Source organism: Paenibacillus tianmuensis (assembly GCF_900100345.1).
GTDB lineage: Bacteria > Bacillota > Bacilli > Paenibacillales > NBRC-103111 > Paenibacillus_G > Paenibacillus_G tianmuensis.
In genome coordinates this window covers 184,367-199,203 of sequence record NZ_FMTT01000002.1, presented here as the reverse complement: position 1 = coordinate 199,203, position 14,837 = coordinate 184,367, and the positions used below count along the sequence as shown (strand labels likewise).

Below are 14,837 nucleotides of genomic sequence, written 5' to 3'. Positions count from 1 at the left end.
TTCAGCTGGCAGGTACATGGCGGTGCTGCTCGGAGCGGTCGCGCTTATCTTCATCGCCGCATACCTTTCTCTCACGAACGGGGCCTTCGACATCACGGTGGGCGATATCGTACGAACGCTGCTTCGGATCAACCCGCAGCCCGAGCACGATCTGGTCATCTTCGATTTCCGGCTGCCCCGCATCGTTATTGCCGCTTTGGTCGGCCTGGGGCTGGGCGTGGCCGGCGCGGCGATCCAAGGCGTCACGCGGAACGGGCTGGCCGATCCGGGAGTTTTGGGTATCAACGCCGGAGCGGGCGCGGCCGTCGTCATCTTTATGTTTTTTTTCAGCGGGCAAATCAAGGGAGCGGGCTGGTTCTCCACGATGGCGATGCCGTTGTTCGGTTGGGCGGGCGGTCTAAGCACGGCTGCATTTCTGTATCTGTTCGCTTGGAAGGATGGCAAGCTGGACCCGCAGCGTGTCCTTCTGGTGGGCATCGCTACCGCTTCCGGACTCGGTGCGCTTTCCATGTACATCAGCCTGAAAATGAATCCGTCCGACTTCGAGATGGCGACGGTCTGGATGACTGGCAGCATCTACAACGCCAACTGGAAGTTTATTGTCGCGATGCTCCCGTGGCTGGTTGTTCTTATTCCCGTTATTGTGCGCAGATCGTATACTCTGGACCTGCTGCAGCTGGAGGAAAACAGCGTCAGAAGCTTGGGCGTCGCTGTGGAAAAAGAACGGATGATTCTGCTGCTCGGCAGCATCGGGCTAGTGAGCGCCTGCGTCAGCGTGTCGGGAGGGATCGGCTTCGTCGGGCTGATGGCGCCTCATATCGCCAGGCGTCTCGTAGGCATTCGGCACGTCCGCATGGTTCCCGTCTGCGGCCTGATCGGCATGGCGCTGGTCGTCGTATCGGATTTTATTGCGAAGACGGTATTCTCGCCCGCCGAGCTGCCTGTCGGCATTGTGATTTCAATTATCGGCGTTCCGTATTTTGTGTATTTGTTATTTAAGGCCAGAGCCTGATGCAAGGACTGGTCCCAACCCGGGAGGGCGTCATGCGTGGGAAAATCATAGTCGAATCGTTCGATGGCAGGGAGATAACCGTCTATCTCCCTCCTTCGTATTTTACAAGTGGAGCGGCATATCCGGCCGTTTACGTACAAGACGGAAGCTATTTGTTCGATTCTTCCATAGAGGAGCTGGAACGCAGGTTTGAGAGCGGCGGGCTGCGCGAGCTTATATTCGTCGGCATTACGCCGTTCGAGCGGAATGACGAGTACACGCCGTGGGTTGCCCTTTCGCTGGCGGACAAGTCCCGGAATTTCGGTGGAAAGGGCGCCGAATATCTCGCCTTCGTTACCGGCCGGTTGAAGCCATGGATCGATGAGAAGTACCGGACATCCTGCCTGCCGGAGGAGACAGGCATTACCGGCGGCTCATTCGGGGGCTTGGTCTCGCTTTATGCCGCATATTTGCATCCCGACGTGTTCGGCCGGTTCGGACTGCTGTCCGCTTCCTTCTGGTACCCGGACTTCATGGAGTATGTGAGAACGAAGCCGATGGAGGAAGCAGGATGCAAAATCTACATGTATGTGGGAAGCATCGAAGGCATTTATAAACCGAGCGCCCAGAAAATGATGGTTCCGTACACCCGGGAAGCGCATGCGATATTGACGGAGCGCGGGTTCACCGGGGATCGGTTGCGGTTTGAAATCGAAGACGGCGTGGGTCACGAGTCGAAGTATTTTGTCAAGCGTTTTCCGGAAGCGATGACTTGGCTGTTTCCGGCGGGAATCGGTTCTTGAAATATCCGGTCGATCCGCTTATAGTACAGTTAGTAATTAATAACTAACTGATCAAAGAGGTCGGCCGGAGCGCTCCGATTTTGCAGGAGGAACGATGGGCAAGATGAAGTTGAGGAGCGGCGCGCCTGCCGCGGCGAGCCGCAGAGAAGAAATATTGGAAGCCGCCGTTGCGGTGTTCGCGGAGCATGGCTACTACAGCGCCACTACGGCGCAGGTTGCGGAGCGGGTGGGCATTTCACAGCCTTACGTGTTTAAATTTTTCAAAAGCAAAGCGGAGCTGTTCGCCGCTGCACTGAAGCTGGCCTTCGAGCGCGTCGTCCGTGTGTTCTCGGGGGTGGATGCGTCTTCGGACCGGCTGGAGCAGGCGATGATTCAGACTTACGAAGAGCTGATGCGCACGCATCACCATGAGATCGTTTTGCAAATGCAAGCGATGGTCATCAAGGAAGAGCCGATCCGCCAAGTGATGCGAGAAGGCATGCTTCAGGTGACGGCTCACGTGGAGGCGCGCTTTCGCGAAGCGGGCATCGAGCAGCCGGAGGTGGCGGTCAGCATGTTCATGGCGAACGGCATGCTGTGCAACATTTCGGCTGTTTTGGAGATGCCCGAGCTAAAACCGAAGCACCCGGAACGCTAGAGCCCGAAGAGCATGAGCTTATGGAATCAGCCGTAACAGGCTGATTCTATTTTTTTGCGATATCTAAATAAAGAAGGGGCTGGAGATATTATGGGGACATCGACAAATGAAGATTTGACCGAACAGTTGATGAACCATTTAAAGGGCTTGGATTTTATAACCCGAATACATGTAGTTGGAAGTCGTGTTGAACAAACCTCAGACACCTACTCGGATGTAGACTTATCGTTAACAATTAAAGATATTACTCCGGATATCGCATTGTACGAACTGACCGAAAGTATAAAAGCGAAGTTCCAACCGACGTGGTATGATTTTGCAAACAGCCTGATGCCTGAAAAATTTTTAGTATCCACCTTTATTGGAGGAGACAATCCTTTCACATTTTTTGATGTCTGTATCCTGAACAGTGATAAGAATTTGGTCTATGACAAAACACGGTTTGAAAATGACCAATGGATTCATCTGATGAAGCTATGGGTGATGAACTACAAGTATATGATGCGTGACGCGCCACAGTTTGAAAAACGATTTGCAACAATGATGGAAAAAGCGAACATCTTCCATTATTCCGATTATAGAGAAGGTTTTTATCAATTATTATTAAAGCTGAAAGATCAGAAGATGATTAAGAGTGGTTATTTAAATATGCTTGAGGAGGTCTTCAGAAACAGTTGATTTTGACCATGATTGAATATGGAAGGAGCCACCTGTCGGCGGCCCCCTTCTACATTAGTTCGCTTAAATAAAACAGATACTGCAAGCAACGATAACGAGCAGAATGAAAAGAACCAGAATAACACCGGTGGAAGTAAAACCTCTAACGAAACTCATTAGTCAACACTCCTCTGAATGTGATTGAGTACCGTTTGTAACCTTCCCGGTAACTCTCAATCTTAGGATATTCGAGTACAGAGCGAATGTATGGGCTGGTGACATGTGGCAATTAACATGTTTATACATACCCATCGGCTGCAGATCGTTTCGTAGCCAGTCGCGGCTCATCAAAAAAAGGCGGATTATATCCACTGATTGGCGAACGAGCTGCGGCATTTAGTGACATTGAACAAAGCCCTAGGCTGCAAGCTGGCGTCGGTATTCCATCGGCGTCAGCTTGTTTAATTTTCGTTGTGCTCTTTTGTGATATAAAAATCAAGATATTCTTCAATTCGCCTTTGTGCTTCCCCTATGTGACATGCTGATTTTGGCGGATTTTGTTGAAAAACCAACTTTCTTAGTGTAGGATTGTTATATATTGATGGGCTTTATAAATAATTTATTTTCGTTCGGAGGTTAAAATTTTGTTTTTTTCTCATTTGAAGGAAGCTACAACCATGCGATTCTTGCTGATCTTGTCATCCATTGTATTTCTTATTTCTATAATAGTCGTATTGGTCCATGGCGACCGTCTTTTACTGGGAGATCCGATTAAACTCGATAATGATGACGTTAAATATATCCACAGTGCGAGAGTTCTCCTTAACGAAGGTACCCTTGTCTATAATTCAGGGAATGATCCTTCCGCATTTATTATGCCAGGCTTGACCATTATATTAAGCGGATTTATGGCGATTTTTGGGGAGCAGCATGGCGGTGTAACTGCTTTTAGAATCTTTCAAGCCTTTCTGCAGGCTATATGCATTTTTCCAGTCTATTATATTGCCAAGTATACTTTTAATCATCGGGTTGCTATTATCACCTCATTATTAGTTGCTGTCTATCTTCCAGATTACTTTACCTCCGGTTCAATTCTAACCGAGAGTATTTTCCGTTTTATTGTTTTGGTACTTTTATGCGTCATGATCACTGCTCTTCATACAAAAAAAACGAGTTGGTACATTGGGGTTGGATTACTGACAGCATCAGCAGCTTATTTTAAGCCGCAAGCCTCATTATTTCCAGGCATTATGCTATTTTTGTGGCTATGTTACCACTATTCGTTTAAAGAAATTGTTCGATTCACGCTCACTATCATAGCCGCCTATATCGTTCTGTTGATCCCGTGGTGGATTCGAAATTACATCACCTTTGGCCATTTTATTTTGTTTACAAATTCCGCGGGGAGCCCATTCCTTCTTGGAACTCAAATTCGGTACGAGCTTCCGCCTGATGGTTTTTTTGCGGCTTATCCTCAATACGATCCCAGCACCATCTTTACCGGTGCAGATCAGGTGGCGGTTGCCAAAGGATTAGATGTTCTAAAATACGGCTTGATACATGAACCATTAAAGTATATTCATCACTATACCATTGGAAGACTTCGTGCCCTTTATTTAGTTCCATTCTACTTGCATGATATCTTCTCAATTAAAAAGAACATTGTTGGTAATATACAGACTATCATTGTTTGGGGCGGCCTCATAGGTATGTTTTGGGCGTGTGTCCGCAAAACTGGGAAGAGTTTATTACCGATTCTTCTGACATTATTTTATTTTACCGCTATCCAGATCCCATTTGTTGCGATGTCGAGATATGGCTATCCAGTGATGACATTTTTTATATTGTTTATGAGCTATATGATCTACCAGGTAATATTGATTTTTACAAAAGAGTTCACTGCTAAAAACAATCATGGCTTACCGCCGCATCCCCGACATGAAAGTGGGGTTTAGCGCGGTTCACATCGCTCCATACTGAGTAATATGGCGATTGCGACCATCCCTTCACCTTGTGCCGGAAAGCTTCGACCCGTTCCGCTGGCATAGGCTGGTAGGGATTTTTTTATTTCTCCTCATTGGGCAACTACCGTGTTCCTTTGGATATATCCCCATAGACTAATCTCATAAAGTGGATCATGCGTCCTGGGAGGAGAATGCTATATGGAGCCGACGACCGACTTGGAAAAACTCCGGATGAGATTATGGGATCGATACTTGACCTTGCAGGACAGGAACAAAATTTCTTTTGATCAATATTGGTATGAATTTCTGATTAGATATTCGATAACGGATGAAGATTTGAATGGGGAAACAGCCGCGAAATGAGAACGGATGAATTAGACTATGAATTAACGTAAATTAACGTATAACTTTGCCATGGAAACCGCATCCTAACGTGTAACTTATTCTCTACAACACACAGGATGATCGCCATGGCTTTTTTGCATAATTGGATTCGAGGAAAGAAGAGCTTTGCGTCGCAGGCTCAGGCGAACCACAAGCTGAATACTCCGATCAGCTCCGTATTATCGCAAAATATAGCGGATTTGCACGAGCTGTTCAGTCAGACGCCCGATTTGGTCGTACGCCATTTCGTGATCAAACAGACGGGCAGACAGGCGGCAATCGCTTATTTGGACGGGCTTACGGATAAAAACGCCCTAAACAACAACGTGCTGCGCCCGCTTCAATTCGAATCGGATGCGGACGCGCCGGACAATTTGCCCCGGGTGAACGTCGGGAATGTCAAGACCATAAGTCTGTGGTCCGATCTCGAAATGGCCATGCTGCAGGGCGTCAGCATTTTGTTCGAGGATGGCCGCAGCGAAGCCGTCGTCTTCAACACCCAAGGATGGCCGCAGCGGGCGATCGAAGACCCGCAACTCGAAGCATCGCTTAAGGGCGCGCATCAAGGCTTTGTCGAAACCGGCAGCCAGAACATTGCTCTGATCCGACGCTACATCCCGAACCGCGAGCTGAAAATTAAGGAGCTGACGATCGGCCGCCGGGGGAACACCCTCGTATCCATCTTATATATGGCCGATATCGTTCATCCCGAAGTATTAAAGGAAATCGATGATCGCATTCGGCGGTTGGACATCGATGCCATCATTAACACAGGGGAATTGGTCGAGCTGATCGAGGACAACCCGTATTCGCCTTTCCCGCAGTTTATTACCACGGAACGCCCGGATTCGGCTGCTGCCCAACTGTTGCAAGGGAGATTCGTCATCGTTGTCGACCGTTCGCCCAGCGTACTGATCGGCCCCGCGACGTTTACTTCGTTTTTTCAAAGTGTGGACGATTACAGTACACGCTGGATGGTCGCGTCTTTTACACGTTTGCTGAGGTTTGGGGGATTTGCCTTAGCCGTCTTTTTACCAGCGCTCTATATCGCCGTCATTTCCTTTAATTACGAGGTCATTCCGCTGCAGTTGCTGCTGTCGATCGGAGAATCTCGGGCGCGCGTTCCGTTTCCTCCGCTTGTCGAAGCGCTGCTTATGGAAATTACGCTGGAAATGATGCGCGAAGCGGGGGTCCGGCTTCCGGCACCAATCGGGCAAACGGTCGGGATTGTCGGAGGCATCGTGATCGGTCAAGCGGCCGTCTCCGCGGGAATCGTCAGCAACATTATGGTTATCGTGGTCGCTTCCACGGCGATCGCTTCGTTTATTATCCCCAATTATGACATGGCCTCCGGCATCAGGCTGATTCGGTTTCCGATGATGATCATCGCCTCGATGTTCGGGATTGTGGGCATCGTGATCGGTATGATGACCTTGATTGCACATTTGATTTCACTGGAATCGCTAGGCACACCTTACGGTAACCCGATCGCCCCGATGCGGTTCGCGGATATGAAGGATACATTCGTTCGTCTGCCCTTATGGAGCATGAAGACGCGTCCCAAGAGCTCGCGGGCCGTTCAATCGCGAAGAATGGGCGATAACCACCCGAAAGGTGACGGCTGAATGAAGAAGTATAGGGAAGCTCGGCGCGCTCGTTTTTTTTCGGGCCGTGCTTTTTTTGAAGCTGTGGGTTTTTGCTGTGGATGAAAACTCGTGTTACCCGGAGGCAGCTCGCATGAAACGATGGGTTATGCTCGGACTGCTGGTTCTTCTGCTCGTTCCAGGCTGCAGCAACGATAAGATCAATGTCGAGGATTTGACGCTCGGCTTAATGCTCGGCATGGATTTGGACCAAGATAACCATATGGTGTATTACTTATCCAGCCCTGTATTTAACAAGGAAGCGAAGAAGAAAAATGAAGAGTTCGGCCGTAAGACAGAAACGTTTCGTCAAGCGATGACGGGGTTCGATGCGATGACGACGGGACTGACCATTCGGGGGAAGGTACAGGTTATGCTGGTAGGTAAGCGCGTACTACAGCATCCGGATTGGTTCCGGCTGTTCGATGTCGTATACCGGGACGCCAAGTATTCCGTGAACGCCAGAGTCGTCGCCGTCGATGGGCCGGTTTCAGAAATCATTGACTTCTATCCGCTCGATAAGCCGCGGCTGCCTCTGCATATGACCAAATTGATCGACACAGCCAACCGGAGAGGGATAACCGTGCGAACGACGCAGCAGGAGCTGCACCGACAAATGTACGAGAAGGGAATGACGCCATCGATTAGTGAAGTTAAGATGGGCAAAGCCGTTGAGGTGACAGGAACGGCGGTGCTGAACGAGCGCGGGGAGTATGCGGAGCTGCTGGGCTTGCAAGAGAGCAGCTTGCTGCTTCTTTTGCAAAACCGCGGGAAGGAAATAAATCTGTCGGTTGAAATTCCCGGAAAAGGTCATGGACGTCCGGTCTCACGAAGCGTGACCACCTTTCGGGTCAAAAGCGTCAAGATGAAGATTAAAACGAAGCACGCTCAAGACAAGTTTCAATTCGACATCGATATTCGGTTGCCCATTGCCTTGTCGGAGCGGTTATTCCCGTTTGACGTCAGAAAAAAGGGAGACAAGCTGGAGCAGGCCATTGACAAGCAGTTGAAGCGGCAGTTCGAACAAATGATCCGAAGTTTTCAAAAGCATCAGGTTGATCCGATCGGTCTCGGGCTTTACGCCCGCGCTCATGAGTATCAAGCCTACAAGAAGGTGCAGGAACATTGGGGCGAAGCGTTGGCCAAGGCGGATGTGAAGCTTTCCGTAAAAACAGAAATTGTCGATATGGGGCCGGCCAAATAAGAGATGCCCAAGCTTGTTCAATTCGTAAAGCGGGTGATAACGAATGAAAAAGTATGCGTTTAATGACATTACATTGATGCAATATATTTTTCTGATCGCCGGCATTCAAATGGGCGTCGGCTTGCTGCAGTTGCCGCGGGAGTTGGCCGAACTCGCAGGAACCGACGGATGGATCGCTATCGTCATCTGTTTTTTCATTGCCACCTGCTCCAGTTTAACGATTGTTCAGGTGATGAAGCGGTACCCGGATGGGACGCTTTTTGATCTGCTGAAGCGGTATGCGGGGAAATGGGTGGGACGAGCCGCAGCGGTCTTGACCGCAATGTATTTCGCTTTCTTTTCCTATACCATCATGGTAAGGGCTGTTTTGTTCATCAAGTCGTGGATTTTACCGAAAACCCCTGATTTCGTCATGCTGATTCTACTCGCCATTCCGTCGTATTTGCTTGCCCGGGGAGGCGTTCGCGTTTTAGGCCGCTATGCGGAGATCGTCCTTTATATCACCTTGTGGATGCCTTTCTTCTACCTGCTCTCCTTGAGAGAAAGCAATTGGCTGTACATGCTTCCTGTGTTTAAAGAGGGTCTGCATCCGATCCTGCTTGCGATGAAGCCGGCGCTGTACGCCTTTTTAGGGTTTGAAGCGTCGTTTCTCCTGTATCCGTTTCTAAAATCCAAACAATACGCCTCAAGGGGGATTGTTATCGCCAATGTGCTGACGCTGCTCGTTTACTTGCATGTTACCGTGACCTGCAACGTCTTTTATAGCCCGGATGCCATTACCCACTTTAATGAGCCCTCAGTCAATCTGCTCAAAACGATGGAATTCCGGTTTATCGAACGGCTGGAAATCGTTTTTCTCTCTTTCTTTATTATGATCATTTCAACAACATGGCTGCCGGGATTATACCTTTCCGTTTTCTCGATCAATTGGATTTTCGGCAGAGAGGATCACCGTAAACTGCTTCAATGGGTAATGCTGCTTTTTGTCGGCAGCGTGATCTTTGTTATGCCGACGTTCAACAAGACCGATAAATGGATTGAAGTTGTCAACCTGACGGAGATGTTCTTCGGCTACTTGTTCCCATATATATTGTGGCTGTACGTATGGCTTCACGATCGTCTGCGCTGGAGGCGAGGGGGAACATGAAGCGATGGGTACGGACGGCAGCCTTGGTCGTATTCGTGGCGATGCTGCCTGGATGTTGGGATCAGGCGAATATTGAGGATTTAACGCTCGGCTTATCGGTAGGCCTCGATTTGGACGAGAAAGATAACTTGTTGGTCTCTATGGCCGCTCCCGTGTTCAGTAAAGAAGCGAAGAAAAAAAATGAAGACTACGAATTCCGGTCCAAGACGATCCGCACGGCCAGAAACCGGTTCGATGCCGTCGTGTCCGCCCTTACCGTCGGTGGGAAATCGCAAATATTGTTTCTCGGCAAGCGATTGACGGAACGGGCAGATTGGCTTCCCTTGATGGATACCTTTTTCCGGGACGGGAAGCAGACCATCAGTGCCAAGGTCGTGCTCGTGGACGGCCGGGTATCCGATGTGATGCACCATTATCCTAAGGACAAGCCGCGGCTTTCCCTTCATCTGACCAGGCTGCTCGATAAAAACAATCGGCGTAATTTCACCGTCCGGACGACGCTTCAAAAGCTGATCGAACAGAAGTACGAGAAAGGCATGACCATCTCCATTTCCGAGCTTAAATTGAACAAGGAATTCGAGGTGACGGGCACGGCGCTTCTGAATAACAAAGGGAAATACAAGGGCTCGCTGAATCAACAGGAAAGTTCTTTGCTGCTTATTCTGCAGAGGAGTACGGTAGAAGAGATTCCTTTCAATATCCATATCCCGCATGAGCGGAAGAGCGGTGTTTTCGCCTCGGATATGGTCAGCTTCAACGCAGGTACCGAGAAGGTCAAAATCAAAACGGCTTACAATCAAGGGAAGTTTCGTTTTGATGTGGACATCCATTTGTCAGGAGCTTTGACGCAGAGACTGTTTCCGTTTGATATTGAAAAAAAAGGAGGAGAGCTGGAAGCCGCGATTGAGAAGCAGCTGGACAAGCAATTCTCGGAGCTGGTGAAAAAATTCCAGAGCCTGAAGGTCGATCCGGTCGGCTTCGGCATCTTCGCGCGGGCGTACCAATTCAAGGCATTCAAGCAGGTGCAGGAAGAGTGGGGCAATGCGTTCGCAAAAGCGGACGTGAACGTAAAAGTCAAGTTGACGCTCAAGAGCAGCGGGGCCATCAAGTGATTCATGCGGCTCTCTGCGCAAGGTCATCCGTTACGGAATAAAATTCCGAGAAATCCGGAGAAAAATAAAGATCGGCCCTTGCCGCAAAGATGCGAACAAGAGCCTTTTTTGCGTTGTTCCACGAAATGAAAATCGCCGCTTTAGCGTAGCGCCGTCTTCACATCATCTTTGGATTCATTTAACATTGCGCAAACAATCGGAGGATAAAGTAAAGATGTAGAGAATACAACAAAGTGAAGGAAGGTGTAGGATTTCCTTCTTGGTGGGTTAACGGAGCGGAGGAAAGGCATGGAAACGACGTTTGTGTGGTTCGATTTGGGGTATACGTTAGTTTATTTGGAAAGGGAAAAATGGTTTGCGGCTTATTTGGCCGAGCAGGGGATCGCGAAGAAGCTGCGGGAGATCGAGCTGGCTTACCATTATGCGGACAAGCTGTTCATGCGCGAATACCCCGGTGTCCTCGGCCGGGAGGCGACGACGTTCTTCCTGTGGTATCTGGGCGTTTTGAATTACCGGCTGGGGTTGTGTCTCGATCTGCAGGAGCAGTGGCGGCGGCTGAACGAGCTGCGGGCAGAGCTTCGTTCGCCTTGGGTGGCCTATCCTTTCGCGGCCGAGGTGCTGGCGGAGCTAAAGCGGAACTCTTACGGAATCGGACTGATCTCCAACTGGGATTCAAGCGCCAGGCAGGTGCTGGCGGATACCGGACTGCTGCCGTATTTCGACCATGTGATCGTCTCTTCGGAAGTCGGTGTCGAGAAGCCGGACCGGGCCATCTTCGAGCTGGCGCTGCGGCAGGCGGGCGTACGTGCAGAGGAATGCTCCTACGTTGGAGACAATTATTACGACGATGTCGTCGGCTGCCGCGAGGTGGGGATGGACTGCTGCCTGATCAACCGGTTCGGCCGGGTCGGCATCGAAGAGGTGCAGTATGAGCCCGTCCTTGCGTCGGTACAGGAGCTGCCCGCTTATTTGCAAAGAAAGGAAAGGAAGTGCAGCGTATGAGCGTGGAACGCAAGATCGAGCAACTATTCGATTCGCTCAGTCCGAGTCAAAAGAAAGCCGCTTACTTCCTGACCAAAGACATCCGCCAGGCGGCCGTGCTGCCGGCCAAAAAGATGGGCGAACTTGCCGGCGTCAGCGAGGCTACGGTGCACCGGCTCGCGCAGACGCTCGGCTTCGAAGGCTACGCCGCGCTGCAGAGCGAGCTGCAATCGCAGTTTCTGCAGGCGCGCCCGGTGCAGCGGCTGCTCGAGACGGCGCAGGAGGAGCAGGCAACGTGGCTTGACGAGCTGTTCGCGCGGGATATCGACAACCTCCGCGAGACGGCTGCGCTCAAGCAGGAGGCGAAGGTGGAGGAGGCGGTCCGGCTGCTGCTGGACGCGGAGCGCACGTATACGGCAGGCTGGCGCGCAGGCCTTGCGGTGACGGCGCCGCTCGCTTACATCCTGCATTACATGCTCGGCCAGGCCCGGTTGGTGCCGCAAGGCGAGGCGGCGGAATATGCGGCGCATTTCCGGCCGGGGGACGTGCTGCTCGTCTCAGGGTTTCCCCGCTACTGCCAGACGACGAGGCACTTGACGGAAGCGGCGAAAGAGAAGGGCGCGCGCATCGTCGCCTTAACGGATTCGCCGGTGTCGCCTTTTGCCAAGCTGGCCGACGTGTATTTGCTTGCCGCCACCCGTTCGCGGGGCTTTCTCGATTCGTACGTGGCGCCGCTTGCGCTGGCGAACGCCTTGATCAAGAAGATGGCCCAGCTCGATTTGGAGCGGGTCAAGCGCAATATGGTGGAGATGGAACGGAAGTTCCGGATGTTCGAGACGGAATCGTCTGGGTGGACCGGACCGAACGGAAAGGGGACAACGAAATGAAATTAACGATTTTGGGCCCGTGGGGCGCTTATCCGGCTGCGGATTCGGCGTCGGCGTCGTATTTGATTCAGACGGAGTCGGTCAACGTGCTGCTGGATTGCGGCTCCGGCGCGCTCGCCCAGCTCCAGCGGCATCTGCCGCTGGAGGAGCTGGACGCGGTCGTGCTCACGCATTACCATACGGATCATATCGCCGACGTGTACTGTCTGCAGCATGCGGCGATGATTCTGATGCAGCTCGGCCGCAGGACGAAGCCGATCGAGATTTACGCTCACGACGCGGACCCGGAGGCCTTCGCAACGCTCGCTTACGGAGAGTACATGCATTCGCATGTCATTGCGGTAGGAGATACGCTTACGCTTGGCGATCTGACCTGGACCTTCGGGCATACGACCCATCCCGTTCCGTGCCTGTCCATGCGCATCGAGCATGGGGGACAGACGCTCGTGTTTACGGCGGATACCGCTTGGAACGACGATTTGGTACGAATCGGCCGGAACGCGGATCTGCTGCTTTGCGAAAGCAATCTGTACAACGAATATTTCGGCAAAATCGGTGGACATCTGACCGCCGGCGAAGCGGGAAGGCTCGCCTCGCAGTGCGGAGCGAAGCGGCTCGTGCTGACGCATCTTCCCCAATACGGCGATCTCGGCCAGCTTGTCCGGGAGGCGCAAGAGACGTATCCAGGACCGATTGATCTCGCCCGTACGGGCGATCAATATGTGCTGTAACACAGCCACAAGAAATGCCCGCCTATTAAACAAACAACGGATGGAAAAGAGGAGAAACCATGCTAACCGAAAGATTGCGAAGGACCCCCCTGCTGCTTGCCGCTCTGCTGCTGTCCGTCACCGTCCTGTCCGCCTGCGGCTCGGGCGGCCCGGCGAAGACGCCGGCGACCGGCGCCGAAGCTGCCAAAGAACCCATACAGGGCGGCAGCGTCGTCGTCGCCGTTCCGCAGGACCCGGACTATCTCGACCCGCACCTAGCCGTTGCTTCGGGGACGCAGGAGATGATGTTCAACGTGTTCGAAGGCCTGCTGAAGCCTAACGAAAAAGGGGAGCTGCAGCCCGCGGTCGCACAGGAATACAAGGTTTCTCCCGATGGGCTGACGTATACGTTCACGCTGCGTGACGGCGTCAAGTTCCACAACGGCAAGACGGTGGCGGCGGAGGACGTAAAATTTTCGTACGAGCGGCTGATGGGCAAGGAAACGGGCAAGCCGCTCTCCAGCGCCTTTGCGAACGTCGAAGCCGTCGATACGCCGGACGCCAAGACGGTCACGGTCAAGCTGAAAAAGAACGACGTCTCGTTCATGAGCAACTTCACGGCCGCTATTTTGCCGAAGGGATACGACAACCAGAATAAAGCGCCGATCGGCACCGGGCCATTCAAATTCGTCGAGTTCCAGCCGAACCAGAAGCTCGTGATCGAGAAGAACAAAGACTATTACGTCAAAGGCGTGCCTTACCTCGACAAGGTCGAATTTCGCATCATGCCGGACGCCGAGGCTTCGCTGCTTGCTTTGAAATCCGGGGACATCGACATGTATCCGCGGATCGGCAACGAGCGCATCGCCGAGCTAGGGGATCAATTCCGCTATGTGGAAGGCATGCAAAACATGGTCCAGCTCATGACGATGAATATCGCCCGCAAGCCGTTCGACGACCCGCGCGTGCGTCAGGCGATCAATTACGCCGTGGATACAGATGAAATTATTAAAGTCGTGGCGGACGGCAAAGGAACGAAGCTCGGCTCCAACATGAGCCCGGTCATGCAAAAATATTTTCAGGAAGGTCTGGAATCGACCTACAACGTGAACGTGGACAAGGCGAAAAGCCTGCTGGCCGAGGCGGGGCTGAAGGACGGCTTCAGCACGACGATTTCGGTGCCGTCCAACTACAAGTTCCATGTCGATACCGCGCAGGTTATTGCGCAGCAGCTCGCGAAGGTCGGCATCACCGCCAAAATCGAAATGGTCGAATGGGCCGTCTGGCTGGACCGGATTTACAAAGGCCGCGACTACGATATGACGATCATCGGGCTGACGGGCAAGCTTGATCCGCATGAAGTGCTGGTGCGCTACGCGTCGGACTACAAGTCGAACTTCTACAACTATAACAACCCGGAATACGACAAGCTGATCAAGGCGGCTCAAGTCGAGCTGGACGACGCCAAACGGGCGCAGCTCTATAAAGACGCGCAAAAACTATTGACCAAAGACGCCGTCGCCGTCTACATCATGGACCCGAACTTCACCGTAGCGATGAAAAAAGAGCTGGACGGCTACAAGCTGTACCCGATTTACGTGCAGGATATGTCCACGATTCACCGTGTGAAGTAACAAGAAGCTGGGCTAATGTCGAGTTAAACGGGCGGATCAATCGGAAAAAACGGTCCGCTCGCGCGGCATCTCGAATGAATCGC

The 14,837-nt window shown here is 51.8% G+C and carries 14 protein-coding genes; 13 read left to right on the top strand and 1 reads right to left on the bottom strand.

Annotated elements, in window-relative coordinates:
• Positions 1-16: 16 nt before the first annotated feature.
• The 4 genes from BLO51_RS02595 to BLO51_RS02580 all read left to right on the top strand — a co-directional run bounded on the left by BLO51_RS02595 (position 17) and on the right by BLO51_RS02580 (position 3,109).
• A complete protein-coding gene (locus BLO51_RS02595) occupies positions 17-1,012 on the top strand; it encodes a FecCD family ABC transporter permease (RefSeq protein ID WP_090666544.1) in 996 nt (331 codons plus the stop codon).
• 32 nt (positions 1,013-1,044) lie between these two features.
• Positions 1,045-1,794: an alpha/beta hydrolase gene (locus BLO51_RS02590; protein ID WP_245719498.1), complete on the top strand. Its 750-nt coding sequence runs from the start codon at positions 1,045-1,047 to the stop codon at positions 1,792-1,794.
• Positions 1,795-1,888: 94 nt separating this feature from the next.
• Positions 1,889-2,431, top strand: a complete 543-nt coding sequence (locus tag BLO51_RS02585; protein ID WP_090666539.1) for a TetR/AcrR family transcriptional regulator — start codon at positions 1,889-1,891, stop codon at positions 2,429-2,431.
• A gap of 90 nt (positions 2,432-2,521) precedes the next feature.
• Positions 2,522-3,109: a hypothetical protein gene (locus tag BLO51_RS02580; RefSeq protein WP_090666536.1), complete on the top strand. Its 588-nt coding sequence runs from the start codon at positions 2,522-2,524 to the stop codon at positions 3,107-3,109.
• A 63-nt stretch (positions 3,110-3,172) separates the two neighbouring features.
• On the opposite strand, the gene BLO51_RS30040 is transcribed toward BLO51_RS02580, so the two are convergent.
• Complete coding sequence (locus tag BLO51_RS30040) at positions 3,173-3,265, bottom strand: dihydroorotate dehydrogenase (protein ID WP_143006804.1); 93 nt, start codon at positions 3,263-3,265, stop codon at positions 3,173-3,175.
• 500 nt (positions 3,266-3,765) lie between these two features.
• On the opposite strand from BLO51_RS30040, the gene BLO51_RS02575 reads away from it, so the two are divergent.
• The 9 genes from BLO51_RS02575 to BLO51_RS02535 all read left to right on the top strand — a co-directional run bounded on the left by BLO51_RS02575 (position 3,766) and on the right by BLO51_RS02535 (position 14,754).
• Positions 3,766-5,043, top strand: a complete 1,278-nt coding sequence (locus BLO51_RS02575; protein WP_090666533.1) for an ArnT family glycosyltransferase — start codon at positions 3,766-3,768, stop codon at positions 5,041-5,043.
• Between the two features lie 479 nt (positions 5,044-5,522).
• Positions 5,523-7,061 (top strand): spore germination protein, encoded by a 1,539-nt coding sequence (locus BLO51_RS02570; protein WP_090666531.1) that lies wholly within the window; start codon positions 5,523-5,525, stop codon positions 7,059-7,061.
• A gap of 112 nt (positions 7,062-7,173) precedes the next feature.
• Positions 7,174-8,283: a Ger(x)C family spore germination protein gene (locus BLO51_RS02565; protein WP_090666529.1), complete on the top strand. Its 1,110-nt coding sequence runs from the start codon at positions 7,174-7,176 to the stop codon at positions 8,281-8,283.
• 43 nt (positions 8,284-8,326) lie between these two features.
• Complete coding sequence (locus tag BLO51_RS02560) at positions 8,327-9,430, top strand: GerAB/ArcD/ProY family transporter (protein ID WP_090666527.1); 1,104 nt, start codon at positions 8,327-8,329, stop codon at positions 9,428-9,430.
• The gene (locus BLO51_RS02555; protein WP_167670082.1) at positions 9,427-10,542 is read left to right on the top strand and encodes a Ger(x)C family spore germination protein; all 1,116 of its coding nucleotides are present in this window, start codon (positions 9,427-9,429) and stop codon (positions 10,540-10,542) included. Before BLO51_RS02560 ends, BLO51_RS02555 begins: the two co-directional genes overlap by 4 nt.
• 288 nt (positions 10,543-10,830) lie before the next feature.
• Positions 10,831-11,544, top strand: coding sequence for an HAD family hydrolase (locus tag BLO51_RS02550; RefSeq protein ID WP_090666523.1), 714 nt, complete (start codon positions 10,831-10,833; stop codon positions 11,542-11,544).
• On the top strand, positions 11,541-12,410 hold the full coding sequence (locus tag BLO51_RS02545; RefSeq protein WP_090666521.1) for a MurR/RpiR family transcriptional regulator: 870 nt from the start codon (positions 11,541-11,543) through the stop codon (positions 12,408-12,410). Before BLO51_RS02550 ends, BLO51_RS02545 begins: the two co-directional genes overlap by 4 nt.
• The gene (locus BLO51_RS02540) at positions 12,407-13,141 is read left to right on the top strand and encodes an MBL fold metallo-hydrolase (RefSeq protein WP_090666518.1); all 735 of its coding nucleotides are present in this window, start codon (positions 12,407-12,409) and stop codon (positions 13,139-13,141) included. The genes BLO51_RS02545 and BLO51_RS02540 overlap by 4 nt, the downstream gene beginning before the upstream one ends.
• Positions 13,142-13,200: 59 nt before the next feature.
• Positions 13,201-14,754, top strand: a complete 1,554-nt coding sequence (locus BLO51_RS02535; protein ID WP_090666516.1) for an ABC transporter substrate-binding protein — start codon at positions 13,201-13,203, stop codon at positions 14,752-14,754.
• Positions 14,755-14,837 lie beyond the last annotated feature (83 nt).

Coding starts and splice junctions, on each gene's coding strand:
- BLO51_RS02595 (WP_090666544.1), top strand. CDS start 17: ATGGCGGTGCTGCTCGGAGCGGTCGCGCTTATCTTCATCGCCGCATAC.
- BLO51_RS02590 (WP_245719498.1), top strand. CDS start 1,045: ATGCGTGGGAAAATCATAGTCGAATCGTTCGATGGCAGGGAGATAACC.
- BLO51_RS02585 (WP_090666539.1), top strand. CDS start 1,889: ATGGGCAAGATGAAGTTGAGGAGCGGCGCGCCTGCCGCGGCGAGCCGC.
- BLO51_RS02580 (WP_090666536.1), top strand. CDS start 2,522: ATGGGGACATCGACAAATGAAGATTTGACCGAACAGTTGATGAACCAT.
- BLO51_RS30040 (WP_143006804.1), bottom strand. CDS start 3,265: ATGAGTTTCGTTAGAGGTTTTACTTCCACCGGTGTTATTCTGGTTCTT.
- BLO51_RS02575 (WP_090666533.1), top strand. CDS start 3,766: ATGCGATTCTTGCTGATCTTGTCATCCATTGTATTTCTTATTTCTATA.
- BLO51_RS02570 (WP_090666531.1), top strand. CDS start 5,523: ATGGCTTTTTTGCATAATTGGATTCGAGGAAAGAAGAGCTTTGCGTCG.
- BLO51_RS02565 (WP_090666529.1), top strand. CDS start 7,174: ATGAAACGATGGGTTATGCTCGGACTGCTGGTTCTTCTGCTCGTTCCA.
- BLO51_RS02560 (WP_090666527.1), top strand. CDS start 8,327: ATGAAAAAGTATGCGTTTAATGACATTACATTGATGCAATATATTTTT.
- BLO51_RS02555 (WP_167670082.1), top strand. CDS start 9,427: ATGAAGCGATGGGTACGGACGGCAGCCTTGGTCGTATTCGTGGCGATG.
- BLO51_RS02550 (WP_090666523.1), top strand. CDS start 10,831: ATGGAAACGACGTTTGTGTGGTTCGATTTGGGGTATACGTTAGTTTAT.
- BLO51_RS02545 (WP_090666521.1), top strand. CDS start 11,541: ATGAGCGTGGAACGCAAGATCGAGCAACTATTCGATTCGCTCAGTCCG.
- BLO51_RS02540 (WP_090666518.1), top strand. CDS start 12,407: ATGAAATTAACGATTTTGGGCCCGTGGGGCGCTTATCCGGCTGCGGAT.
- BLO51_RS02535 (WP_090666516.1), top strand. CDS start 13,201: ATGCTAACCGAAAGATTGCGAAGGACCCCCCTGCTGCTTGCCGCTCTG.